Here is a 21,244-nt window from a genome sequence, read left to right as displayed (position 1 = left end):
GCGCCTATGCCGCGGACTGGAAGCATTCTTTCCGCCTGGTGCCGGCGCCAGGCGTTTGACCCGCTGCCGCCAGATCCGCAAGTTGTCGGCCACTACATCACGGCCCAGGCTCAGGATCGGCAAGGGACGTGTGTCGACCATTGAGCGCCGCCTGTCGACTGACCTGGAACTATTCGCAACGCGGTCGTCCGCTCGACTGGAAGGATCGGCATATCGCCACCGTCGCCAGGATTATAGAGGACGAAGTCCCCTCCCCTGCCATTCCCAAATTCGGCCTTGCGCGCCAACGTTTGTCATCCTTCCAAATCGAGAACTGAACTCCATAATTGCGAGGATGATGAAGCGCCGCATCGAAACGCAACTGGCCAACTGATAGACACCCGCGGTGGCGCTGATTGGGCCGCGGGTCGGCAAGACTACGCTCGCGCTCGAAATAGCCGAGTCTCGGCCGTCGATCTGTCTCGATCTCGAATCCGATGCGGACAGAGCCAAGCTCGCGGAACCGGAGCTCTACCTTGCCGAGCATGAGGACGAGTTGGTGAACCTCAATGAGGTCCACCGGCTTCCAAACCTGTTCCAGAATCTCCGTGGCTTGATCGACCGCGGTCGCCGCAGCGGCAAGAAGACCGGGCGCTTTCTGCTGCTGGGGTCCGCTTCTGGCGCGGGACCAACGCCCAATCAGCTCTTAAACTGATACAACGCAATCCTTAGGTTGCCTGATGAGCATGCAAGGCGAGCCCATCTTGTTGGCAAGAACTATGGCAATAACGTTTGGCGGCCGACGCCGCAATAGGCCACCCATCCAACTCGCCCCCATCCCCAATGTCGCGCCGAGAATGAGCAGCTTCCCTGCTTGCTGATGCGGCCAAGGCGAGGCTTGCCGGCCGATGAATTTTGTCCCGGCATCAAGGCGAGCCAGGCGGCGAAATGCCGACCTGATATGAAAACCTCCGGGTCAGGGACGATAGAAGCAAAGGCCGGGGCCGTGACAAAGCCGACACCAGGAATGGTCTCCAGCAAGCGGGCTGGGCCTTGCCTGCGCCCGTCGGCAGTTGCAACCCTTTTTTGCCCGGTGACGAACGCGATTTTACTGCCGTAAATAATGGTCTTTGTGGCAGAAAAAACATGTATTTAGCGAGCTGGATGGGGAGAGTTCTTGCTTCGAGGGACGAGCAGCCGCTATCGCGACGATATTGGTATTCGGCAGTCAGAATGTCGGCTGGTGGCGTTAACCTTCTGTTTACCTAAAACTTCTTGCCGGGCTTTCCGAATCGGAGCTTAATGGCGCTTGTTGAATAGTTTCATCGCAAAAAGCGCCAATTCAGGTTTCGACGAGAATGAATATCGCCATGCGGCTGCCACGCTTCGAGTTCGACGATAAGATTCTCGAGCAGGGTGCAGAAATATCGCGACGCCTCAATCAGCTTCGCATGGAGAAATTTCCACCCAATGCGACGAAGACGCTGCGTCCGTTTTCGATGGCGGAAGTCGCCCACTATCTTGGCGTATCGCAAAACAATCTGAAGCGGCTTCACCTCGAAGGCAAGGGACCTTTGCCTGACCAAGTCCCTTCCGGCCGACGCTCCTACACGGCCGCTCAGATGCTCGAACTTCGCCACTTCCTGGACCAGCATGGCAGGACCGAGGTCAAGAAGTATGTTCCCCATCGCAAGCCTGGCGACAAGCTCCAGGTCGTTGCCGTCGTCAACTTCAAGGGCGGTAGCGGCAAGACAACGACTGCCGCCCACCTCGCCCAGCATTTGGCGCTGACCGGCCACCGTGTCCTTGCGATCGATCTCGACCCGCAAGCTTCGCTCTCCGCCCTGCATGGCTTCCAGCCGGAGCTCGATCGCAACCTCTCGCTGTATGAGGCGATCCGTTACGATGACGAGCGCCGGCCGATCTCCGATGTGATCGTGCCGACCAATTTTCCTGGGCTGGACATCATTCCGGCCAATCTCGAGCTGCAGGAATACGAGTACGACACGCCGCTCGCCATGCAGGATAAATCGTCCAGTGCTGGCCGGCAATTCTTCACCAGGATCGCAAAGGCGCTGTCGGAGGTGGACGACCGCTATGACGTCGTTGTTGTCGATTGTCCTCCGCAGCTCGGCTATCTGACCTTGACCGCCATGTCGGCGGCGACATCCGTTCTCATCACCGTTCATCCTCAAATGCTCGACCTGATGTCGATGAGCCAGTTCCTGTTGATGCTCGGCGGAATTTTGAAGACCATCAAAGCCGCCGGCGCGGCGATCGAGCTCGATTGGTTTCGCTACCTGATTACGCGCTACGAACCGACGGACATTCCGCAAGCGCAGATGGTCGGCTTCATGCAATCCATGCTTGCCGGCCAGATCCTCGACAATCCCATGCTCAAGTCGACGGCGATTTCGGACGCCGGTCTGACGAAACAGACGCTCTACGAAGTCGAGAGATCGTCCTTTACCCGCTCTACCTATGACCGGGCGCTAGAATCGCTGGATGCGGTGAACTCGGAGATCACCGCTCTTGTCCATCGCGCTTGGGGGCGGTCATGACAGCGAAGTTTACGGCAGTAAAAAGTGGAAATTTCGCTCGTGAAATCAGTCGACTAACCGCAAATCGGAGCGATTGAATGGCACGCAAGGACATTTTCGGCAGCGTCATGGGACCCGCAACGGCAATTGCCGATGGCCAGGACGTCTCGAGCTACGCCGTTCGTGGCGCATCACGGTCGATCATACAGTCATTCGAGGAGCTCTCGAAGAGTTCAGTCGTCGATCTCGATCCGGCTTTGGTCGACACGTCATTCGTCTCGGACCGTATGGACGATGACGATGAGGCGTTTCAGGAGTTGCTGACGGCAATTCGTGAACGAGGGCAGGATTCGCCGATCCTGGTCCGACCGCACCCTGAGACTTCGGGGCGCTTTCAGACGGTCTTTGGCCACAGGCGCGTCAGGGTTGCCCGGCAGTTGCAAAGGCCTGTACGCGCTGTCGTCAAGAAGATGGACGATAGGGACCATGTGATCGCCCAAGGCCAGGAGAACGCCGCCAGAGCCGATTTGTCCTTCATCGAGCGGACGCTTTTTGCAGACCGCGTTCTCAAGCGAGGCCATTCGCCTGAGACGGTGAAATCAGCTCTTGCGCTCGACGATACGACCTTCTCGAAGATGCGTTCCGTGATCGGCATCATTCCAGAGCAGGTGATTGTTGCGGTGGGCGCGGCCAAGGGCATTGGCCGAGACCGCTGGTGGCAGCTTGCCAAGCTCATGGAGCATCCTGGTGCGGCTGCGAGGGCAGAGGAGTGCGTGGCAATCGCCGATTTCGCGCAGCCAGGCAGTGAGGCCCGTTTTGCCCGTCTGTTCGAGTTTGTGAGCGCCCCGGTGAAGCGCCCGCAGGCGCCATCGAAGCCCCAGGAGCGGGCCTGGGTACCCCAGGACAAATCAGTTCGAGCCAAGATCACCGACACCGGAAAAGTGTTTACGCTTGCCTTGAAGTCCAAGGAAGCGTCGCCCTTCGGCGCATTCATTGCCGGCAAACTCGATGAGCTTTTCGAGGCTTTTCGGGAATCGGAAATGGCGAAGAAAACAGGAGACTAAGACCGCAAAAGAAAAAGGCCCCCGAACGTCACCGTCGCGGAAGCCCTTCTCAAGTCTGTAGCAAGCTGAGAATCGCATTTCCCCGAATCACTGTCAAGAGTCGTGGCGTCGTTTCGGCGAGCAGATTTCTTTTGCCTTTTTGAAAGGTGAGGGAAATGGAGAGTGCGTATGCAACGACGCCCTTTGGGCGGCGGCCGATGACGCTTGCGCTGGTGCAAGCGAACGCGGCATCACGACAGATTCCTGACGGGGCGCTCGTCGAGAAGTGGCAGGTCTATCGATGGTTGTGCGAAGGCAAGACCGTCGTAGGTGTGGGAGATCGCGCGCTCGCCGTGCTGAGCGGGCTTTTGTCGTTCTATCCGGACGACCAGATCAGCGAGGAAAACGGCCTGATGGTCTTTCCCTCGAACGCACAGTTGTCGCTGCGCACACATGGCATGCCCAGTTCCACATTGCGGCGACACCTGGCCGAGCTGGTGAGTTGCGGCCTGATCATCCGCCGCGACAGCCCTAACGGCAAAAGATTCGCCCGGAAAGGGAAGGGTGGTGCCATTGAGGAGGCGTTCGGGTTCTCGCTGGCGCCGCTGCTGACGCGGGCGGCTGAGTTTCAGCAAGCTGCCGAACAGGTGCGCGCCGACAGCCAGGCGCTCCGGCTAATGAGGGAGCGGATCACGCTCCATCGTCGCGACATCCACAAGCTCGTCGAGGTCGCAATCGAAGAGGGCGTTCCTGGCGACTGGGGAGCCGTCTGGAGACGGTTCAGAGCCATTGTAGATGTAATCCCGCGCCGGGCAGGGCTGTGCGAACTGGAGGCGATCGCTGCCGAACTGACCAGACTTCACGACGAAGTGGACATGATGTTGGAAAACTTCATGAATGCCACGAATCCTGGCGCCAATGAGTCCCAAAATGAGCGGCAGCAATCTGATTCAAACACAGACTCCATTTTTGTATTTGAACCGGCTTTGGAGAAAAGCAGGGCGGCGGTCGAGCCAAGGCAGGCAGCCGCCGAGAAACCGAAAAGCTATCCGATAGGACTTGTGCTGAAGGCCTGCCCGGAAATTTCAGACTATGCCGTGCACGGCATCGGAAACTGGCGCGATCTGATGATTACCGCCGTCCAGGTACGGGGCTACCTTGGTATTTCGCCCTCAGCATACGAGGAGGCTTGCCATGTGATGGGCCAGGAGACCGCCGCCATCGTGATTGCCTGCATCTTGCAAAGGGCGCAGCACATCAACTCGGCCGGCGGTTATCTGCGGGTTCTAACCGAAAAGGCGAAGGCAGGGGAGTTTTCGGTGGGGCCCATGCTGATGGCGGCGTTGAAGGCGAACGGCATGACAGCAAAAATGACCGGGTAACCGTTGGCGGATCGGTTCGCGCTGATGCGGGGCTGGCATGGCGCATCATGTGAGGCTATGTTTTGCCTCACATGGAATGGAGAGTGAGAATGCTGGCGTTCGGAAACGTCGCCGACGTGTTGGGGCTACCCGTTAAGGAGGTGGCGTCGCGGTCGCTTTTCGGGCTGATTTCCCGGATCGAGAATGGACTTCCCATCGGCGCGCTCGAGCGCGTTGCGCATCTTCTGGCGCCTGGCGATGCTCAGTTCAAATACCGGCTGGTCCCAAAGGCGACCTACGAGCGGCGCAAGGCGGTACATCGTCTCTCGCCGGACGAGGGCACACGATTGGCCCGCGTGGCGCGGGTCTGGGGTCTTGCTGTCGATGTCTGGCAGAACGAAGAGGAAGCGCGCGATTTCTTGTTTCGGCCGCACCCGATGATTGAGGACAAGCGACCGATCGACTTCGTTATCCTGAGTGAGTTCGGCGCCGAAATGGTGGTCGAGATCCTCGCAGGTCTGAAGTACGGCAGTGCTGCGTGACGGCGCAGACTCTCGATCGCACGCTATCGTCCTTTCGCATCGGCGATCCGGCCGGCACCTACCCGATCTTCGACGCGACCGGCTCGACAATCGCGCCAGGGCGATGGAGCACGCCTGGAAGCCCTATCATCTACACCAGCGAGCATTATTCGACGGCCTTGTTGGAAAAGCTGGTGCATGGCAGCGGCCGACTGCCGCCCAACCAGCATTACATCGAAATCACAATCCCGCGCGGGCTGAGCTACGAGGTCTTTTCGCAGCCGTCACTGCCCGGCTGGGACACGATGCCGGCGACGGTGAGCAAGGGATTTGGCGAAACCTGGTGTTTAGAACGGCGCAGCGTCATCCTGCTGGTGCCGAGTGTTGTAGCGCGTTTCGATTGCAATGTGCTGATCAATCCGGCGCATCCGGAGTTTTCGAGGATCCAGACAAGTCTGCACCAACCCGTCTATTGGGACCGGCGGCTGTTTGGGACGTGACGGGGAGGGGCTTTGTGTCGACTACAACCAAGGCTTTGATGGCCATCGCAGGGGATCCAGATCAGCCTTGCCGGCGGCTATCTGCGTGTGCTGGCCAAAAAAGCAACAGCAGGGAATTTCCATACCGCCCATGCTGATGGCGGCGCTGAAGGCATGGCGCGACAACGATGATGAGCGGAGGGTGTGTGGATACCGGGATTTGCGGAGGAGGGCTCAGGCTTTAATCCGCGGATAGGGCGTGGACTTGTGGCAGCAGCGCTTGTCGGCAAGGACACCGTATGCAAGGATCGAGGACATGAAGAACAAAGACGACCGACAGCCGACACCCGATGAAACCGCCGGGATGGTGTGGTGGAACTCACTTGATGAGGCCGATCGCGCGGCTTGGCTGGCGCGAGCCGGCAGCGCCGTCGCCGCCGATGCATGGATGGCGTATAAGCGGCTCGGAGATGTCGAGCGTCAGTCGCGGACTTTGAACTGACGAGGGTCCCCGCAGCAGCGACGAAGTTTCTCGGATCCAGGTCACAATGACTGGTTCTGCGACGAGGCCAGGCCTTCGGGCTTGAGCCGTTTCCCGACTACGACTCCGTCCGTTGAGCACCTCCCCTTGGTGTCCACTCATGCAGGCGCTCAAGCTGGTTCGGCTCCGGACTTGAAAGCGATTGAGAAATGCCATATCTTCTGCACATAAAATATGACGATTTATGTGGTGAATGAGCTGCTATGGGCCAGGCACCGAAGTTACCCGTGCAGAATGAACCTCTCGTCTTGTCCTATATGGACCGCAACGGGAAGATCGCGATCGAGCAGGTCGCGGACGGTTTTGGCATGTCCAAGGGCCAGCTGGCTCAGACCGCCGGTCTTGCTCGCGAGACCCTCTATCGGTCGGAGCGCAGCCGGACGGTAAGGACACAGGGACGTCTGCGGGAAATGCTCGAGATTATCAGCCGCGTGATGGATTGGGCGGGCGGCAAGGAACAGGCGATGGCCTGGTATCGGGCCCAGCCGCTTCCGGCATTCGGCGGACGCACGGCCGAAGCGCTCGTGAAGGATGGAAAGGCCGCTGCGGTGCGTGACTACCTCGATCACATGGCCGTTGGCGGCTTTGCGTGAGGTTTGCCGGAACCTGCTACAGGACGCACGATCCACGTTGGGCATTCAAGCCGACTTCCGGTGATGGAGCGGCGATCCGGGGTGCCCGATTCAATCCCAAGGGTGTGCCGGCGCTTTATCTGGCGCTGACCGTCATGACAGCGGTCAAGGAAGCCAACCAGGGTTTCGCGCATCGGATCGATCCTTGCGTGCTGTGCTCCTACGAAGTTGATTGCGACGACATTGCGGACCTGACGACAGAGCAGGCGAGGAAAGAATTCTCCGTCACGCGCGAGGACATGGCCTGCGCCTGGGCGACGGCTCTCAGCGATGGAGATCGCCCGGCGTCATGGTCCATCCATGACCGACTGCGGCCGCAAGGCATCGCCGGCATTCTGGTGCCGAGTTTTGCTCCCGGTGCCGAGACGGAAGATCGCAACCTGGTGCTTTGGCACTGGGGTCCGCATCTTCCGCACAAGGTAACTGTATTCGACCCGAGTGGCCGGCTGCCGAAGGACCAGCTGTCCTGGCGATGAAGCACGGCAGGGGCGTTTTCGGCTGTGGGCGTCAGCGCCAATCCAAGGCCGGGGCGACGCATCGAGGGCATCCCTTCCCTCGCCAGGTCGCGTATCGTCGTTCGTCGGTCAGTGGACCGGCCAAAAACTCGCGCCGATCGAACGGCAGCACCGTCTCAAGCGCATCGAGCCCCTCGGCACGTCTTGGTCTTGGGAAGCTGCTCTTTCACGGGCTCGTTTCCGTCTGGCGTTGGCGCCCCGCTGCGCCCCGAACTTGCGGAAAGCCCGCAAACCCCGTATATTCCGGAAGAAGGAGTTTCGCCAATGACCACCACCGTCACCGCCGCCGCCGTCTCGAAAAATTTTGGCGCCTATCAGGATGCCGCCGTCCGCGACCCGGTCATCATCACCAAGAACGGCCGCCCGCGCACTGTGCTGCTGGCCTACGAGGATTTTGTCCGGCTGTTGAAGCGCGACCGCCGGGTCGAGCTGACAGCGGAGCTCGGCGCGGACGAAGTCGCCGCGGTCGAAGCCTCCGAAATGGAGCCGGGTCTTGACCATCTCAACGACGAGCTCTCCGGGTCAAAGGGCCTGACGGCAAAAGATGCTGCCGGCTGAAATCAAGATCGGCCACGTCTTCCGTTATTCCTACCTCTGGCATTGGCAACACCGCGAGGGCCGTGAAGAAGGCGGCAAGGACCGGCCCTGCCTGGTGCTGGCGCTGGTCGCCATGCAGGAGGACGGCTCGCCGGTCGTGCGGGTCCTGCCGATCACCCACACGCCGCCGTCCGATCCCGATGATGCCATTGAGATTCCGGCTGCGGTCAAGCTGCGCTTGCGGCTTGATGGCGAGCGGTCGTGGATCGTTTTGACGGAAAGCAACCGGTTCGCCTGGCCGGGGCCTGACATCCGGCCGCTGGAGACAGAGAGCGGCTATTACGGGCCGCTGCCGCCAGCGTTGTTTGCCGCGGTCAAGCGCCAGTTTGCCGCCATTGCGACAGGCCGGGCGCACACGAGCACGCCGCGCACGGCGTAACTCCGGCTGGCGGTGCGGCATGCCGGGCGGCGTCAGGGCAGGGGCAGTCTCCATCAAGGCGTCTTCCAGGCGGGTTTCGCGGGGAGGGATCTTCAGAGCCTTTGGTGAGGTCGACGCGGAACCGATCGCGCCACCGCCGATCTCGCGCTGCAGCTTCGTATCCAAGAGCCAACTGAGCTTCAGCACGGGTCCTGCCGCATATGACGGCGACGGGAGGAGTTTCAGAAATTCGCGTTCGAGGGCCTGGGCGAGATTGACTTCATCGTGGCTGGTGTCGAGCTTTGCTTCCGGTGCCGAGATGGAAGATCGCAACCTGGTGCTTTGGCACTGGGGTCCGCATCTTCCGCACAAGATAGCCGCGGCCGGCTGCCGAAGGACCAGCTGTCCTGGCGATGAAGCACTCGCGCAAGGCAGGGGCGTTTTTCGGCTTCAATCGTCAGCGCCAATCCAAGGCCGGGGACGCACCGAGGGCGACCAGATCATGCCGTCAGGCCAGGAAATCAACGGCAGCTGTGTCGTTCTTCTGGAACCCTTCTCCTGGACGGCGCCCAGGATCGTTCGCGTTCCGCCCAACCTCTTCGAGCCGGAGATCAGGAATCCATGGCCCGGCAAGGTGTTTGCGACGATGCCGCTTTGACGCAGAACATCGACTTCACCGGAGGACTTCCGCAGCTTTGTCGCGCGCACATCGAACGGATCGCCCAGGATCGCCATGACTGGCTGGCGTGGTGAGTGACGGCAGGTCAGGTGCTGCGAGAGCTTGGTCGAAGAGACGAGGCAACCGGCCCCGGCCCGCGCTGGCCGCTGGTCGATATCGAAAATGATGTGCTCGGCAACACCTGGCGCCTGCCCTGGCCCGAGTTTCTTTAAGAACGAGGCCTCAGACGATTATCCGCGCTGCCCGCCCGAGCGTGCGTTCGGCATCGTTGTAATAGTTCGACGCCTGCTGCACCGAGCGATGCTGCGACTGCTGCATGGCTTCAGGCAGCGGAATGCCGCGGCGGGCGGTTTCGGTGAGATAGCCGGAGCGCAGGCCGTGGGCGGAGAAGGCTTGCGGATCAAGCTCGGCCTGGGCGACGCGGCGCTTCAGGATCAGATTGACCGCCTGCGGCGTCAACGCCCGCTTATCGAGGTTGCCCCAACGGTCGATGCCGCGAAACACGGCGCCTTCAGTGATGCCGGCGCGCTCCATCCACGACCGCAGCACCGTTACCGGCCGGCCAACCAGCAGCACGTAAGCGTCGCTGTCGGCTTGTGTCGTCTTCGTCCGGCCAAGCCGGATCGACAGGCACGGGAGCGTTTCGGCATCGGGATCCTTGGGGTCGGCCGGCACCGGATCTTCCTCGACCAGCTGTTCGACGCGCAGAGCAGCAATCTCGCTGCGGCGGCGGCCGCCGGAGGCAAAGGCGGCGATGAGAAGGGCGCGGTCGCGCAAGTCGACGAGCCGGTCGCCGGCGCAAGCCTTCAGGAGGGCGGCCAAAATGTCGGCAGTCACAGCCTTCTTGCTCTTGCGGCCGCGCGGGCGGGCGCTGGCGCGCACCGCCAGTTTGATGGCGCTCTGCAGCCCCGGCCCATTGAACTTTCCCCTCATACCGCGCCATTTGGTCAGCGTCGACCAACTCGACAGCCGCCGGCGCACGGTGCTGGGGGCGTGCGGAGCGTCGACGCGCAGCAGCTCGGTCGACTTCAGCGCGGTGGCTACGTCCTCGGGCATGCCGTGTGTTGGGTCGGTTTCGCGCTTTGCGGGATCCCACAGATGATGCGCCACGAATTTGATCAGCAGCGCCTCGGGCGCCGGCCAGGGCAGCGATAGTCCGGTGGCGGCGAGCGACCAGGCCTCGAGATAGCCGAGGTCGGAGGCGAGCGCGCGCAAGGAATTTGCGCCGATGCCTTGCTTGGCCAGGTGACGCAGGGTTGCGACGTCGTCGTCGGTCAGCAGTCCGGCCAGAACATCGCGGCGGTCGAAGGGCAGGACCGAGTCCAGGGCGTCGAGCGCTTCGGCCCGCCGCCCGACGCCGGCGGGCTTCGCTACGCCGAAGGGTGGGGCCGCGGGTTCAGCCATTGGCGAGAGGACCGAGGATCTCGACGCCTTCGGCCCGTGCCGCCGCGACCAGCTTGCGGTCCAGTGTGGCGAGCGGAAGCGTCCGCTCCATGGCCAGTGACAGATAGGCGGCATCGTAGGCGCTCAGCCCATGGCGTGCCGCCAGCGCCAAGACAGGCCCGTCCCCGCCCGTTCCCGCGTCCTCGAGCGGCAGGCGACGCAGCCGGCCCATCGCCGCGATTGCCTCGCCCGCGGCAATGCGGCCGCGGCGTTCGGCCATCAGGACGATGCTGCGCGCCTCGTGCCAGAACAGCGACGGCACCGGGCCTTGTGCGGTCAGAGCGCCAATCAGCGCTTCGGCCGCCTCGCTGTGTTCCTCCGGAAGCAGCCAGGCGGCGGCGACGGACGTGTCAAGCACGAACACCATCAGAAGCGATGGCCTTCATGCTTCCAGGCCAGAATCTCCTCGGCGGTGACCGGCTGGGCCCGGGCCCGCGCGGCGCGGACTTCCTCGATCAGGGCGCCAAGGTCGTTGGTCTTGGGGATTCGGCTCAGTTTGGCGATCGGATCGTTGCCGCGCGAAATGATGACCTCCTCGCCGGCTTCGACCTTGGCCAGCAGGTCGGACAGGTGCGTCTTGGCCTCTCCGACCTTGACGGTGATGGTCATGGGTTTCTCCTGAGGGCATAGCGCTCTCGTCGAGCGGAGCGTGGAACGGTACGACGATCGGCAATTTGGACGACGCTAGCGCGATTTTCGGCGGTTGGTCAAGAGTTGGTCTTGTCACTATCGATAAGAGGTCATTATCGATAGTGATTTTTCTCCCTGAAGAAACACGATGTAAGTCCAGTGATAAGCTCACTAGCTTGACCAACGCGAATCAGCCATCATGAAAACAATGGCTTACACGCTCGACAAACTGCCCCTGGAAACCCTGATCGGGCCGGTTGCCCGCGCGACCGAGGTTTTGGTCCGCCTCGACGAGCGGGTCGCCCGTTCGCCGGTCCGCGACGGCTTTGTCGAGCGCCAGCATTTTGCCGACGCGGCTTCCGCGCTCTGGCTCGAGGGCGAACTCGTCCACCTCGAGGACCTCGTGCTGCACGACGCCCACATGGACATCCGCACCCCAACCCACGAGTTGACGCGCGCGCACGCGGTGCTGCGAACCCGCCGGCGGATTTTTGCGCAAAAGCCGGACTGGGCGCTCAGCCGCGACGGTTTTTTGGCGCTGACCGGTCGCGGCGGCGCCATGCCGGCTGCGGGCCAAAGCCGGGACGGGGAGGGGGCTGGAACTGCCTCTGTGGAAGCCGACGATCGCGATGACGCTGAGGCCGATCTGCTGGCCGAAGAATTTGCCGAGATCGATGCCGTCCTGGCGCGCTCATCGAAGATTCTCAGCGGCGCCGACGTGCCGGCGAAAGCGGCGCGCCCGGACAATCGGCCGGAGCCGCAAAACGGCCTGATCTACGATCTCGACTGGAATGAGGAAGAACGGCTGGCCGAATGGCAGGCTGTGCTCGCCGGGACGCGGGCGCAACCAGTCGTGCTGCGCGCTGCGGTCCTGCTCGAAGCCTGGTCGGACATCGAGGTGCTGCAGCATGCCACGTGGCTCGGGCCGCTGCTGGTTGCCGCGCTGCTGCGACAGGAAGGTCTCGCCGCCCACCATCTCGCTTGCATTCATCTCGGCGCCAAAAACATTCCGCGCGAGCGGCGGCGGGCGCGCAGTCGCGGCGATCGGCTGCTCGCCTCGCTCGATGCCATTCACGACGCCGCAGTGGCTGGCCTGAAGGAACACGATCGGCTGGTGCTGGCCAAAAGCCAGATGGAGCGAAAACTCCGCGACCGCCGCGCCAGCTCGAAACTGCCCGACCTGGTCGAGCTGGTGCTGTCGCGGCCGCTCGTCTCGACGGGCATGATCCAGGAGCGGCTAAAATTGACAAAACAGGGGGCGCTCAACCTGATCGGCGAGCTTGGCGTGCGCGAGATGACGGGCAGGGGAAGGTTTCGTGCCTGGGGAATTGTTTAGTCCGCAGCCATTTGCTACCAACTTTACGAAATTGTCGAACTTGACGAACTTGCGATCTGCAACCATATTGGGTGATAGCAGGAGGTTCTCATCATGGCCGCTCCAAAACGCAGCAATCATAGCGGGACCGCATCGCATGCGGCAGTCGCCGCCCTGAGTTTCACCACGAAGCTGCCGGCACAGGCAGTCTTCAAGAAGGTAGTGCTCGAACGCTATCAGGAAGCGATCGCTCGCAGCCGCAAGATCGGCCATCGCGTATCGTTTCGGGTAGAGGTCGATGCGGCGGCTGATGCGCAGACGATCACGCCGGTCGAAGAGCAACCGATCGCCTCAGTCGACATCTTTCCCGTCGAGGACACGGGCATGGATGCCGATCTCGAGGCGGCTCTTGCCGGAGCGCGCGCGCGTGGCCGCAAGCGTGTCGCCGAAATTGTCGCCGGCGAGGACATGCTGAGCGCGGATGCCTTTGCCAAGCTGCTCGGCACGTCGCGGGTGACGGTCAACGCCAGGCGGCAAAGCGGACAGGTGCTCGGGATCGATGGCGCCAAACGCGGTTTCCGCTTTCCTGTCTGGCAACTCGACAAGGACGGTCGTCCCTTCGGCGCCTTGCCGGCGCTGCATGCCATGTTGGGCAATAGTGCCTGGGCCGTCTATCGGTTTCTGGTGTCGCGCCATGGCGCCCTCGATGGGCGGACCGGCCTTCGAGCCCTTCAACAAGGCGATGACGCCTCGGTTTTGGCCGCGGCGGAAGGCATGGCCAGGGGCGATTTCGACTGAATGCCGGGCGTTCCACCTCCACCCGATTTCGGGCGCGCAAAGCTCGAAGTCGAGACCATATCGCCGGGTCGGACATTCGGCCGGATCTACTGGAGCACCTATCCCGATCCGTTGGGGTACGGGAAGTCGCCGAGCCGATTCAGCGATCCGCGGCGCCGCGTTGACGCCAATCGGTTTGGCGTTCTTTACGTCGGTGACTCCCTGAAGGTGTGCTTCCTCGAGACCGTGCTCCGCGATCGCCGCGAAGGAATCCTTGACGATCTTCCCATAGAGGAGGTGGAACTGACCCAGCGGCGCTATGCGGAGATCGCGACCACGACAGACCTACGCCTGGTCGATCTCAGAGGCGACAATGCCGTTCGCATGGGTGTGCCGACCGATGTCGTTCGGGCACAGCGCCAGAACCTGGCACGCCGGTGGTCACTGGTGTTTCACGAGCACCCATCCGCGCCCGACGGGATCATTTATCCCTCGCGCCTCAACGAGGCGACCAATCTTGCCATTTACGATCGCGCGGTACCGAAGCTTCAAGCGAGGCGTGTTGTGACCCTTCTCGGCGCGCGAGGGCTGGCTCAGGTTCTGGAGGATTTCAGGGTGGGGTTGGTGTGAAGATGCAGCTCGTATCCGTATCGCATGCGAAGATGGCTGTAGCGCCAGAAGCATCCACTAAGCCGGAGCAACGCAACGACCGGTGCGGGCCGGAAGCGGAAGGGCGGCTCCCGAGTGCCGATAGCAATAGCTGCCGTTGTGTAACCGGCTCAAAAATAGTCCGCACCTACCTGTATTGCATCGGGTGTTGACGATTCTGCAAAGCGTTTGCGCAAAACCTCACTCGTCAGGAACTCACCCTTTGGCGCACCAGGGAATTGAACGATAGGTTCGCGCTGTGAGTTCCGCGGCCGCCCGTCAGGCCGAGGCACCGCACGCGACCCTTGGCGCCGGCGAAACAGTTAGGCGCGAGGCTTCGCCGCGGCCAGTTGCGAAGAGAAATCGATCGGTGGGGGCCGATGGGCCAACACTGCCGCAATGAAGGACGAACCCGCATGCTTCTGATATTCGCCCTCGGCGAGGCCAAGGAGGGTGGCCCGCCGGTCGGGCGTGGCGATGTCCATGCCAAGGTCGACGGCCTGGTCGGCCGAAGGCTGAGCGTCGATGCGCAGATAGCGATCCCCCAGCTGATGCCGTAGCATGAAATCAACCATCTGCTGCTGCGAGGAAATGATGGTGGAGATCAGCCGTTCGTTGGTCAGCCAGTCCTTGCCAGATAGAGACCTACCGAGGGATTTCGGAAGCGAAAACCCGGTTGTGGTGGTCCCGATGCTCAGCACGCGAAGGTCGTCGACTTTCTGGCCGCAAAAATTGATCGCCTCGTGGACCGCGCAGATGTCGGGAGAGTTGGCGACAAGACCACCGTCGACGTAGAAACTGTCACCCATTGATGCCAGCGGGAAGTAAAACGGTGCAGCCGACGTCGCCATGGCCACTTCGGCTGCGTTGCGAGCCAGATCAATCACGAAATTGGGGTGATGCGGCGTCTTGAACATTTGGACGCTGCCCTTGGTCATGTTCACCGCCGGAATGAGCAGCCGGTTTTTGGCTTCGCCAAGCAGGGTCGTGGCGCCAACCACCTTGTCGACGGTCGCCTTCAGCGGGGCTGGATCATACTTCGGCCCGCTGCTGTACATGTCGTACTTGGCCCGATACTCGCCAAGGAACGTCCGCGGAGGCGCGCGGTGAGGGAAGATTTTCAATCCCTCGCTTTCGAACGTTTCGCGGATCTCCTTGGCTGTTTTTCCCATCCCAAGACCGATGGCGATGATGCCCCCGATGGACGTGCCCGCGATCATGTCGAAACACTCGCCGATGGGCCGTCCGATCCGTTGCTCAATTCGTTCGAGTATAGAAACCGTGAAAAGGCCGCGATAGCCGCCGCCACTCAAGCTAAGGATATGAAACGACAATGGTTCCGCCCTCCAAGGTTTTCCACAGGGTTCCGATTTTGTTCTTGTCACGAACCCTAGTATAATCGAACCCTGATTCCCACATGACGATTCGCTGGGTAGATTTCAAGGGACGGGTAATTCTATGGCTAATGTTTCGAAGCTTCTCTACTCCAGTACCGCGTCGGCACCGCATTTCCTCGCCAACATCAAGGCCGAGGACGACGATTTGCGCCTTGCCCGGCAACTGATCCGCGACCACCTGCGCGCCGCCTTCGAAAAAGGCGGCGTTGCTGCATTCGGCCTGGCGATCAGGCCGCGCTTCTTCACGCAGGGCAGCCACGCCTACAAGACACTGAACGACCCGGCTTGGACGCCGCCGCAGCAGAAGGACCTGGACGACGGTTGCTACCTGCCCATGTCCTTCGTGAAGGGACCGGGGCCCGTCGGTCGATCCAAGCCCTCCGTGGCGGCCGATGCGTTCTTTCAGTTCGTCGACAACGCGCTGATCGAACTCGCCGCCCAGCAAGACGGCTGGCGTTTCGTCAGGAAGCCGACCTGTGCGCGGCTGATCATTTCCAAGTCGGCGCACGTCGATGTTCCGCTCTACGCCATTCCGGATGCGGAATTTGTCCAGCTTCAGGAGCGCGTCAACAAGCATGTTCTCGCAATCGAGGACGCGAAGCGGCCGGACCGCTGGGACGCGCTGCCAGAAGATGCCGTCCTGCTCGCCCACCGTGAGGAAGACTGGTTCGTTTCGGATCCCCGCAAAATCCACACCTGGTTCCTCGAGGCGGTGGACACGTATGGCGAAGTCCTGCGTCGCGTTTGCCGTTACCTGAAGGCCTGGCGCGACCACCACCAGCCGCACCTTGACGGCGTCTCCTCGATCCTCCTGATGGCCTGCGCCTTTATGGCCTTTGAGGAGAAAACCCGCCAGCTGCTGCCGAGCCGCGAGGACGAAATTCTCCTGCTAGTCGTCAAGAGGCTGCCGATCCTCCTGAACCAGGACATCGCCAATCCCGCCGTGTCTTCGGAGAACCTCAATCGGATGGCCGCCGAGCAGCGCAAGGTTGCCGTATCCAAGGCGGAAGAGTTCCATACACGCCTGTCCCATGCAGTGACGACCAGCACGGTTGCCAAGGAAGCGGTCGCCAACATGATGTTCATCTTCGGTGAACGCCTACCGGACCGTCCTGACCTCGTGACCACCGCCGAAACCGCAACCGTGACGGTGCTGTCCCAGCCGCGCAAGGAAGTTGCCGCTCCGGTGGTCGGACGCTCGACGAGTGGCTGACCCGCGCCTCGTCAGGGTTCATGATGCCCTGACCCAGCGGGGGTTCAAACGGAACTGGCGACTGCCGGAACGATCTGTGTTCTCAGGGGTTTTGGACACCGGTGGCCTCGATATCCCTGTAGATATCGACGTCACGGACCTTGATTTCGTCACCTATCCGTCGATTCGGTTGCACGCCTCGTGGAAAGCACCGGCGCGCAAGCTGCCGCATATCATCGGCCCCAATTACCTAGTGTGCTACTATGCCCGTGGCGCTGTCATCCTTGACCGCTACGATCCCGGCGGCACGGTCCTGCAGTGCCTCGACCAAGCCGAGGGAGTGTTACGTGACGCCATCCGGGGTCGCTCCGATGGCGATTTTGCCGATGAATTCCAGGCCTATTGGGGCGCCGTGAGCGCATATATTGACTTGCCGGACGGATACGAGGGCCCTGCTACGGTCAAATACATTACTCTTGTTGAAGAGGGCGAGCCGGTTCCGGTCGTCGCGACCGACGAATCGTGGCTTGTTGAGCGCGACCGCAGGCGCCATGTCGACAAGAGCGATGGCGAACAGGTCGAGGTGATCCGGATCGACCATCCCTTGTCGGTCGACCCTGCTTTGCCGTGGCCGCCGACCTCGTTGCTGGCGCTTAACAAGTGGCTTCAGATCGCCGCGCCAGAAGCCCTCGGCCGGGTCGAGAGGCTGTTCACGACCGGCAGCGGTACGCTTCGCGCGGTAGTTCTCTCCGCCGACAACGGCTATTTCTATTATCGGGCGACGCTGCCGCCACGCTTCCGTACAAAGGAACTCCTGAACAACCGGCGCATCGCCCTGCCACGCATCCTGGCGCAGGCCGCGAAGGACGTCGAAGTTGAACAGGCGGGGGGTATTCTGGCCGACCGCGCACATGTTTTCAGCCGCAATCTGGGTGGCGCCTACGACCTCTCTAATGCGCGGATCGCCCTCATCGGTTGCGGCACCATTGGCGGGTTTCTCGCCCAACAGCTTGCGCAGTGTGGTTGCGGCTCCGGATGGGGTAGCCTGACCCTTTATGACAGCGAGAAACTGAGCCCGGCCAATCTTGGCCGCCATGTGCTCGGCGTGCCGTTCATCGACCGCAACAAGGCGGTTGGGGTAGCCGAACTCCTCAAGACCCAGCTTCCGCCTCTCGACGTGACGGCTCGGAACCGTGACTTTACATGGGACGACCTGACCCGTGACAGCTACGACTTGGTCATCGACGCGACCGGCGAGGAAGCGTTTTCGATTGCGCTGAACGCGCATGCGGTGCAGGGCCGCCCTGATACACCGCCCATACTGTTCGTATGGCTTGCCGGGAACGGCGCTGCGGCCCGGGCCATCCTCACCGGTTCACCCGATCATGCGTGTTTCAAATGCCTGAAGACAGACCTAGCCGGCGGAGAACGGTTCCCCACGCTCAAAGCTGGTATAGAGGTCGCCCTGCTTAATGTTCGGGGTTGCGGCGACACCGCGTTTGCGCCCTTTCCGGTGACCCGCCCGGTCACGGCCGCTGCGATGGCATGCGACATGGTCCTCGACTGGTCGAACGGCCGCGCATTCCACCATTTCCGGGCCCAGGTGTTTGATGAACGTCTTGCACGGCTCACCAAGAGCGGAAGCCCTGGACCGCTTGGCCAGTGCCCTGCCTGCGGGGCGCGCCATCCGTGATCCGCGAATGGTCACAACAGCGTTATGTGATGGTTGCGCCCGTGGTCCTGGCCACGATCGGCGCGTTCCTTATCGTTGATGAACGGCGCAACGAGGCCGGGGGCATCCTGATCGGCAGCTATCGCGGGAGCCATGTCGAGGTCGTGGGGTGCACGGTGCCGATGCCGCTCGATGTGCGCAGCCGCTACCGCTTCGACCGGCGGGATCCCGGCCACCAGGCTGCGGCGCTGAAAGCGTGGCACGCGAGCGGCAGGACCGAAACCTTTGTTGGCGAGTGGCATACTCACCCCGAGCCCCACCCCACGCCTTCTGGTCGCGATCGACAAACGTGGGCCGACATCATGAAGAAGAACCCCAACCCGTTGGTCTTCCTGATTGGCGGATGGGAAAGCCTCTGGTGGGCCGTCGGCGAACGCGGCTTAGTCGTGGAGGCGGTGCCTCTGGACAGCGAGCCTGGCGCACTCCTGGCCGCGGCAAAGAGCCTGCCATGAACAATTGCCCGCGCAAGTCCTCGACATCGTCAGGCCGTGAACAAATTATTCGAGATGGACGATCACGCGATTGCGGCCGCCAGTCTTCGCTTCATACAGGGCTATATCCGCGCGCTTTATCAATCCGGCAACCGTATCGGCCCCCACGAAGATAGAGGACACGCCAATGCTGACCGTGACTTCGATCGCTTTGCCATCATAGCCGACGGAAAACGGCATCTGGGCGATTTCGACGCGAATGCGTTCCGCAACCCTTTCCGCCACCGCACAGTTGGTATCAGGCATCACCACGACGAATTCATCGCCCCCGTATATACATGCAAGGTCAATACCGCGCACATTCTTGTGCAGCCGGCGCGCGCACTCGCGCAAGACGTCGCTACCTGCATCATGGCCGTATGTGTCGTTGACCAACTTCAGGAGGTCGACGTCGGTGATTAATATCGACAGCGGACGTCGGCGGGTCACGGCTCGGTCGAACAGGGTCTGTAGGTGGCTGTCTAAGTAACGTCGGTTGTGCAGCCCTGTTACAGAGTCGATCACCGCCATCTCGATGGTCTGGGTGACGGTGGAGCGCAGTTGGTCATTGTAGCGCTTGCGGCGCACCTGCGTGCGCAGCCGCGCTTTCAGCTCCTGCTGGTCGATCGGCCGCGTGAGATAGTCGTTGATGCCGAGTTCGAGGCCCCGGATTATGCGCCCCTCTTCGCCTATGTCAGCCAGCAGGATGATCGGCAGGAAGCGGGTTCGGTCGAGCGAACGTAACTGCGAGCACAGCCGTAGCGGATCGAAATCGGCAAAGGCGGTCGAGATAAGCACGCACTCATACGGTGTTTCGGCAGCTCTGAAGAAGCCGGTATCCGGATCGGTGGCAATGTCGAGCTCGGCCTCGCCGTGCAATATTTTCTGGATGTGTTCGAGGGAAGATTTGCGCTCGTCGACCAGAAGCGTTTTCGGATTCGCTCCATCAAACGTGGACCTACCGTTCAAAAGGTCCTCGATACCGATGTCGTGGGTCGTCGAAACCCGCAGGCGCAGTTCATCGGTCAGCAACTTCAGCCTGACTAGGCTCTTAACCCGCGTCATCAACTGCAGGTCGTTGATCGGCTTGGTCAGGAAATCGTCAGCGCCGGCCTCAAGGCCACGCACGCGATCCGTAACCCCGTCAATTGTGGTGATCATAACTACGGGGATATGCGAAGTCGCCGGACCGCTCTTCAGTCGCTTGCAGACCGCGAACGCGTCCATGTCGGGCATCTTCACATCGAGCAGTACCACATCAACCTTGCCGTTTTCACAGGTCTCGATGACATCAAACTCGTTGGACGCCGTCAGCACCTCAAAATATTCCGCCAATAGTCTGACCTCGAGCAACCGCACATTGGCAGAGATACTGTCGACGACGAGGATTCGCGCGGTCATGACAAGCCCAGACTATCGTTTAATTGAACACTATCGACTACAATAGATGCAAACACCGGGCGCTAGACACGCGTTCGGCCAATAAGGTGTTACCACCATCTCCAGTGCCGTATTTCCAAAATAAGATTGCCAGTGCCATGGCGCGTGGTGTCAGCTTTGAGGCTGCGGTAGTGATTACGTCAATGGCGAAAGGGAGCGCGAAGCTGACGCCAGTGGCGAATTTGAACCGAATACCCCGTCATCCCATGTTCATGATTTGTGCTTCGAAAGTCGCATAAAAGGCAGTCTGGAACGTTGCAGCCCGGAGGTATTGAAGCGGCCATAGTTTCGGTGTGATGGCAAGCTTGGGAGCATCTGCGGCTTCATCAAGAGCGATCCTGGAATCGGTCCCAGCCGTGCATACGGTTGGCGACCTGCACCGCGATCGGATGGAACGGGACCGGCTTCATATTGGTGACCGGAAGCGACATCTGCTCATTCGTGCGCCGACCTGCCGCCCAGCGACCGATTTCCTGGCCAAGCGACATGGAGAGTGCCACACCGCGACCCGAATAGACGCCACCAAAGACAAGGCCGGGCGCCAAGGCCGGCGTCTCGGTAACGGATCTAAGCCAGCCTGGCCTTTACGCCGACATCTTGCAGAGGCTTGCTCAACGGGTTGTCGATGGCGAATTCGAGCGCGGTTTGCTGTTCTGCGGAACCGGCATCGGAGTTTCGATTTCCGCCAACAAGGTGCCGGGAATACGTGCCGCCCTGACCCACGACACCTATTCGGCAGAACGGGCCGCCAAGTCCAACAACGCTCAGATCATCACCATGGGCGCACGCGTGATAGGGCCCGAACTGGCGAAAGCGATTGTCGACAAATATCTGGCCTCCAGCTTCGACCCTGCCGGCGCTTCGGCGGAGAACGTCAAGGCGGTTGACCGCCTCGACCAGATCAAGCGCTAGTCTCCGGCGATCACGGGCAATTGGCTGACCGAACCTCTGACAG

Annotated in this window: 25 protein-coding genes and 3 pseudogenes; 21 read left to right on the top strand and 7 right to left on the bottom strand. The window is 61.3% G+C overall.

What is annotated here, in order from left to right; all coding sequences use genetic code 11:
* Both NKI20_RS22145 and NKI20_RS22140 read left to right on the top strand, forming a co-directional pair.
* Window positions 1-257: pseudogene (locus NKI20_RS22145) on the top strand (integrase); the annotation flags it as partial.
* 128 nt (window positions 258-385) lie between these two features.
* Window positions 386-694 (top strand): AAA family ATPase, encoded by a 309-nt coding sequence (locus NKI20_RS22140; protein WP_352834225.1) that lies wholly within the window; start codon window positions 386-388, stop codon window positions 692-694.
* 152 nt (window positions 695-846) lie between these two features.
* Here the strand turns inward: NKI20_RS22140 and NKI20_RS22135 are convergent.
* Window positions 847-1,026: pseudogene (locus NKI20_RS22135) on the bottom strand (transposase); the annotation flags it as partial.
* A 311-nt stretch (window positions 1,027-1,337) separates the two neighbouring features.
* Between NKI20_RS22135 and repA the strand changes: the two are divergent.
* The 12 genes from repA to NKI20_RS22075 all read left to right on the top strand — a co-directional run bounded on the left by repA (window position 1,338) and on the right by NKI20_RS22075 (window position 9,457).
* On the top strand, window positions 1,338-2,540 hold the full coding sequence (repA, locus tag NKI20_RS22130) for a plasmid partitioning protein RepA (protein WP_352834222.1): 1,203 nt from the start codon (window positions 1,338-1,340) through the stop codon (window positions 2,538-2,540).
* Between the two features lie 77 nt (window positions 2,541-2,617).
* Window positions 2,618-3,583, top strand: coding sequence for a plasmid partitioning protein RepB (repB, locus tag NKI20_RS22125; RefSeq protein WP_352834220.1), 966 nt, complete (start codon window positions 2,618-2,620; stop codon window positions 3,581-3,583).
* Between the two features lie 155 nt (window positions 3,584-3,738).
* Complete coding sequence (repC, locus tag NKI20_RS22120; RefSeq protein WP_352834217.1) at window positions 3,739-4,944, top strand: plasmid replication protein RepC; 1,206 nt, start codon at window positions 3,739-3,741, stop codon at window positions 4,942-4,944.
* An 89-nt stretch (window positions 4,945-5,033) separates the two neighbouring features.
* A complete protein-coding gene (locus NKI20_RS22115; RefSeq protein WP_352735002.1) occupies window positions 5,034-5,465 on the top strand; it encodes an antitoxin Xre-like helix-turn-helix domain-containing protein in 432 nt (143 codons plus the stop codon).
* The gene (locus NKI20_RS22110) at window positions 5,462-5,944 is read left to right on the top strand and encodes an RES family NAD+ phosphorylase (protein WP_352834215.1); all 483 of its coding nucleotides are present in this window, start codon (window positions 5,462-5,464) and stop codon (window positions 5,942-5,944) included. The genes NKI20_RS22115 and NKI20_RS22110 overlap by 4 nt, the downstream gene beginning before the upstream one ends.
* 295 nt (window positions 5,945-6,239) lie before the next feature.
* A complete protein-coding gene (locus NKI20_RS22105; RefSeq protein WP_352834212.1) occupies window positions 6,240-6,425 on the top strand; it encodes a hypothetical protein in 186 nt (61 codons plus the stop codon).
* A gap of 242 nt (window positions 6,426-6,667) precedes the next feature.
* The gene (locus NKI20_RS22100) at window positions 6,668-7,057 is read left to right on the top strand and encodes an MbcA/ParS/Xre antitoxin family protein (protein WP_023762666.1); all 390 of its coding nucleotides are present in this window, start codon (window positions 6,668-6,670) and stop codon (window positions 7,055-7,057) included.
* Window positions 7,054-7,572 (top strand): RES family NAD+ phosphorylase, encoded by a 519-nt coding sequence (locus tag NKI20_RS22095; RefSeq protein WP_352834209.1) that lies wholly within the window; start codon window positions 7,054-7,056, stop codon window positions 7,570-7,572. Before NKI20_RS22100 ends, NKI20_RS22095 begins: the two co-directional genes overlap by 4 nt.
* Window positions 7,573-7,875: 303 nt before the next feature.
* Entirely contained in the window at window positions 7,876-8,169 is a 294-nt protein-coding gene (locus tag NKI20_RS22090; protein WP_352834206.1) for a type II toxin-antitoxin system Phd/YefM family antitoxin, read from the top strand.
* Window positions 8,156-8,587, top strand: a complete 432-nt coding sequence (locus NKI20_RS22085) for a plasmid maintenance toxin (PemK-like) (RefSeq protein ID WP_352834203.1) — start codon at window positions 8,156-8,158, stop codon at window positions 8,585-8,587. Before NKI20_RS22090 ends, NKI20_RS22085 begins: the two co-directional genes overlap by 14 nt.
* A 481-nt stretch (window positions 8,588-9,068) precedes the next feature.
* On the top strand, window positions 9,069-9,224 hold the full coding sequence (locus NKI20_RS22080; protein WP_352834200.1) for a hypothetical protein: 156 nt from the start codon (window positions 9,069-9,071) through the stop codon (window positions 9,222-9,224).
* 95 nt (window positions 9,225-9,319) lie between these two features.
* Window positions 9,320-9,457: a hypothetical protein gene (locus NKI20_RS22075; protein WP_023762660.1), complete on the top strand. Its 138-nt coding sequence runs from the start codon at window positions 9,320-9,322 to the stop codon at window positions 9,455-9,457.
* A 10-nt stretch (window positions 9,458-9,467) separates the two neighbouring features.
* Here NKI20_RS22075 and NKI20_RS22070 read toward each other — a convergent pair whose 3' ends face one another.
* The 3 genes from NKI20_RS22070 to NKI20_RS22060 are packed head-to-tail and all read right to left on the bottom strand — an operon-like array spanning window position 9,468 to window position 11,297.
* Window positions 9,468-10,649, bottom strand: a complete 1,182-nt coding sequence (locus tag NKI20_RS22070) for a site-specific integrase (RefSeq protein ID WP_352834196.1) — start codon at window positions 10,647-10,649, stop codon at window positions 9,468-9,470.
* Window positions 10,642-11,055 (bottom strand): type II toxin-antitoxin system VapC family toxin, encoded by a 414-nt coding sequence (locus tag NKI20_RS22065; protein WP_352834194.1) that lies wholly within the window; start codon window positions 11,053-11,055, stop codon window positions 10,642-10,644. The genes NKI20_RS22070 and NKI20_RS22065 overlap by 8 nt, the downstream gene beginning before the upstream one ends.
* A complete protein-coding gene (locus tag NKI20_RS22060; protein WP_023762657.1) occupies window positions 11,055-11,297 on the bottom strand; it encodes a type II toxin-antitoxin system Phd/YefM family antitoxin in 243 nt (80 codons plus the stop codon). The genes NKI20_RS22065 and NKI20_RS22060 overlap by 1 nt, the downstream gene beginning before the upstream one ends.
* A 220-nt stretch (window positions 11,298-11,517) precedes the next feature.
* On the opposite strand from NKI20_RS22060, the gene NKI20_RS22055 reads away from it, so the two are divergent.
* From NKI20_RS22055 to NKI20_RS22045, 3 genes are all read left to right on the top strand, one after another.
* Window positions 11,518-12,654 (top strand): RHE_PE00001 family protein, encoded by a 1,137-nt coding sequence (locus NKI20_RS22055; protein WP_352834191.1) that lies wholly within the window; start codon window positions 11,518-11,520, stop codon window positions 12,652-12,654.
* A gap of 93 nt (window positions 12,655-12,747) precedes the next feature.
* Window positions 12,748-13,431 carry an XRE family transcriptional regulator gene (locus NKI20_RS22050; protein WP_352834188.1) on the top strand — a complete coding sequence of 228 codons (684 nt, stop codon included), beginning with the start codon at window positions 12,748-12,750 and terminating at the stop codon, window positions 13,429-13,431.
* Window positions 13,432-14,040, top strand: coding sequence for an RES family NAD+ phosphorylase (locus NKI20_RS22045; RefSeq protein ID WP_352834185.1), 609 nt, complete (start codon window positions 13,432-13,434; stop codon window positions 14,038-14,040).
* Between the two features lie 341 nt (window positions 14,041-14,381).
* On the opposite strand, the gene NKI20_RS22040 is transcribed toward NKI20_RS22045, so the two are convergent.
* Window positions 14,382-15,392 (bottom strand): CBASS cGAMP-activated phospholipase, encoded by a 1,011-nt coding sequence (locus NKI20_RS22040; RefSeq protein ID WP_352834182.1) that lies wholly within the window; start codon window positions 15,390-15,392, stop codon window positions 14,382-14,384.
* A 124-nt stretch (window positions 15,393-15,516) separates the two neighbouring features.
* On the opposite strand from NKI20_RS22040, the gene NKI20_RS22035 reads away from it, so the two are divergent.
* The 3 genes from NKI20_RS22035 to NKI20_RS22025 are packed head-to-tail and all read left to right on the top strand — an operon-like array spanning window position 15,517 to window position 18,831.
* Window positions 15,517-16,668, top strand: a complete 1,152-nt coding sequence (locus tag NKI20_RS22035) for a CBASS cGAMP synthase (RefSeq protein ID WP_352834180.1) — start codon at window positions 15,517-15,519, stop codon at window positions 16,666-16,668.
* The gene (locus NKI20_RS22030) at window positions 16,661-18,340 is read left to right on the top strand and encodes a ThiF family adenylyltransferase (protein WP_352834177.1); all 1,680 of its coding nucleotides are present in this window, start codon (window positions 16,661-16,663) and stop codon (window positions 18,338-18,340) included. Before NKI20_RS22035 ends, NKI20_RS22030 begins: the two co-directional genes overlap by 8 nt.
* On the top strand, window positions 18,337-18,831 hold the full coding sequence (locus tag NKI20_RS22025; RefSeq protein ID WP_352834174.1) for a Mov34/MPN/PAD-1 family protein: 495 nt from the start codon (window positions 18,337-18,339) through the stop codon (window positions 18,829-18,831). The genes NKI20_RS22030 and NKI20_RS22025 overlap by 4 nt, the downstream gene beginning before the upstream one ends.
* A gap of 45 nt (window positions 18,832-18,876) precedes the next feature.
* On the opposite strand, the gene NKI20_RS22020 is transcribed toward NKI20_RS22025, so the two are convergent.
* Together NKI20_RS22020 and NKI20_RS22015 are read right to left on the bottom strand one after the other, a co-directional pair.
* Complete coding sequence (locus NKI20_RS22020) at window positions 18,877-20,250, bottom strand: PleD family two-component system response regulator (protein WP_352834171.1); 1,374 nt, start codon at window positions 20,248-20,250, stop codon at window positions 18,877-18,879.
* A 365-nt stretch (window positions 20,251-20,615) separates the two neighbouring features.
* The gene (locus tag NKI20_RS22015) at window positions 20,616-20,834 is read right to left on the bottom strand and encodes a hypothetical protein (protein ID WP_352834168.1); all 219 of its coding nucleotides are present in this window, start codon (window positions 20,832-20,834) and stop codon (window positions 20,616-20,618) included.
* Here NKI20_RS22015 and NKI20_RS22010 point away from each other — a divergent pair.
* Window positions 20,833-21,201 (top strand): annotated as a pseudogene (locus NKI20_RS22010) (RpiB/LacA/LacB family sugar-phosphate isomerase); the annotation flags it as partial. The gene NKI20_RS22015 and the pseudogene NKI20_RS22010 overlap by 2 nt on opposite strands.
* Between the last annotated feature and the right edge of the window lie 43 nt (window positions 21,202-21,244).

Source organism: Mesorhizobium sp. M0830, from assembly GCF_040319965.1.
Taxonomy (GTDB): Bacteria; Pseudomonadota; Alphaproteobacteria; order Rhizobiales; family Rhizobiaceae; genus Mesorhizobium.
This window is presented reverse-complemented; position numbering and strand designations above follow the sequence as displayed.

Excerpts from the sequence above, each read along its gene's own strand:
- repA (WP_352834222.1), top strand. The coding sequence starts at position 1,338 with ATGAATATCGCCATGCGGCTGCCACGCTTCGAGTTCGACGATAAGATT.
- NKI20_RS22020 (WP_352834171.1), bottom strand. The coding sequence starts at position 20,250 with ATGACCGCGCGAATCCTCGTCGTCGACAGTATCTCTGCCAATGTGCGG.
- NKI20_RS22070 (WP_352834196.1), bottom strand. The coding sequence starts at position 10,649 with ATGGCTGAACCCGCGGCCCCACCCTTCGGCGTAGCGAAGCCCGCCGGC.
- NKI20_RS22050 (WP_352834188.1), top strand. The coding sequence starts at position 12,748 with ATGGCCGCTCCAAAACGCAGCAATCATAGCGGGACCGCATCGCATGCG.
- NKI20_RS22060 (WP_023762657.1), bottom strand. The coding sequence starts at position 11,297 with ATGACCATCACCGTCAAGGTCGGAGAGGCCAAGACGCACCTGTCCGAC.
- NKI20_RS22065 (WP_352834194.1), bottom strand. The coding sequence starts at position 11,055 with ATGGTGTTCGTGCTTGACACGTCCGTCGCCGCCGCCTGGCTGCTTCCG.
- NKI20_RS22085 (WP_352834203.1), top strand. The coding sequence starts at position 8,156 with ATGCTGCCGGCTGAAATCAAGATCGGCCACGTCTTCCGTTATTCCTAC.
- NKI20_RS22080 (WP_352834200.1), top strand. The coding sequence starts at position 9,069 with ATGCCGTCAGGCCAGGAAATCAACGGCAGCTGTGTCGTTCTTCTGGAA.
- NKI20_RS22045 (WP_352834185.1), top strand. The coding sequence starts at position 13,432 with ATGCCGGGCGTTCCACCTCCACCCGATTTCGGGCGCGCAAAGCTCGAA.
- NKI20_RS22090 (WP_352834206.1), top strand. The coding sequence starts at position 7,876 with ATGACCACCACCGTCACCGCCGCCGCCGTCTCGAAAAATTTTGGCGCC.
- repB (WP_352834220.1), top strand. The coding sequence starts at position 2,618 with ATGGCACGCAAGGACATTTTCGGCAGCGTCATGGGACCCGCAACGGCA.
- NKI20_RS22105 (WP_352834212.1), top strand. The coding sequence starts at position 6,240 with ATGAAGAACAAAGACGACCGACAGCCGACACCCGATGAAACCGCCGGG.
- repC (WP_352834217.1), top strand. The coding sequence starts at position 3,739 with ATGGAGAGTGCGTATGCAACGACGCCCTTTGGGCGGCGGCCGATGACG.
- NKI20_RS22100 (WP_023762666.1), top strand. The coding sequence starts at position 6,668 with ATGGGCCAGGCACCGAAGTTACCCGTGCAGAATGAACCTCTCGTCTTG.
- NKI20_RS22055 (WP_352834191.1), top strand. The coding sequence starts at position 11,518 with ATGAAAACAATGGCTTACACGCTCGACAAACTGCCCCTGGAAACCCTG.
- NKI20_RS22115 (WP_352735002.1), top strand. The coding sequence starts at position 5,034 with ATGCTGGCGTTCGGAAACGTCGCCGACGTGTTGGGGCTACCCGTTAAG.
- NKI20_RS22035 (WP_352834180.1), top strand. The coding sequence starts at position 15,517 with ATGGCTAATGTTTCGAAGCTTCTCTACTCCAGTACCGCGTCGGCACCG.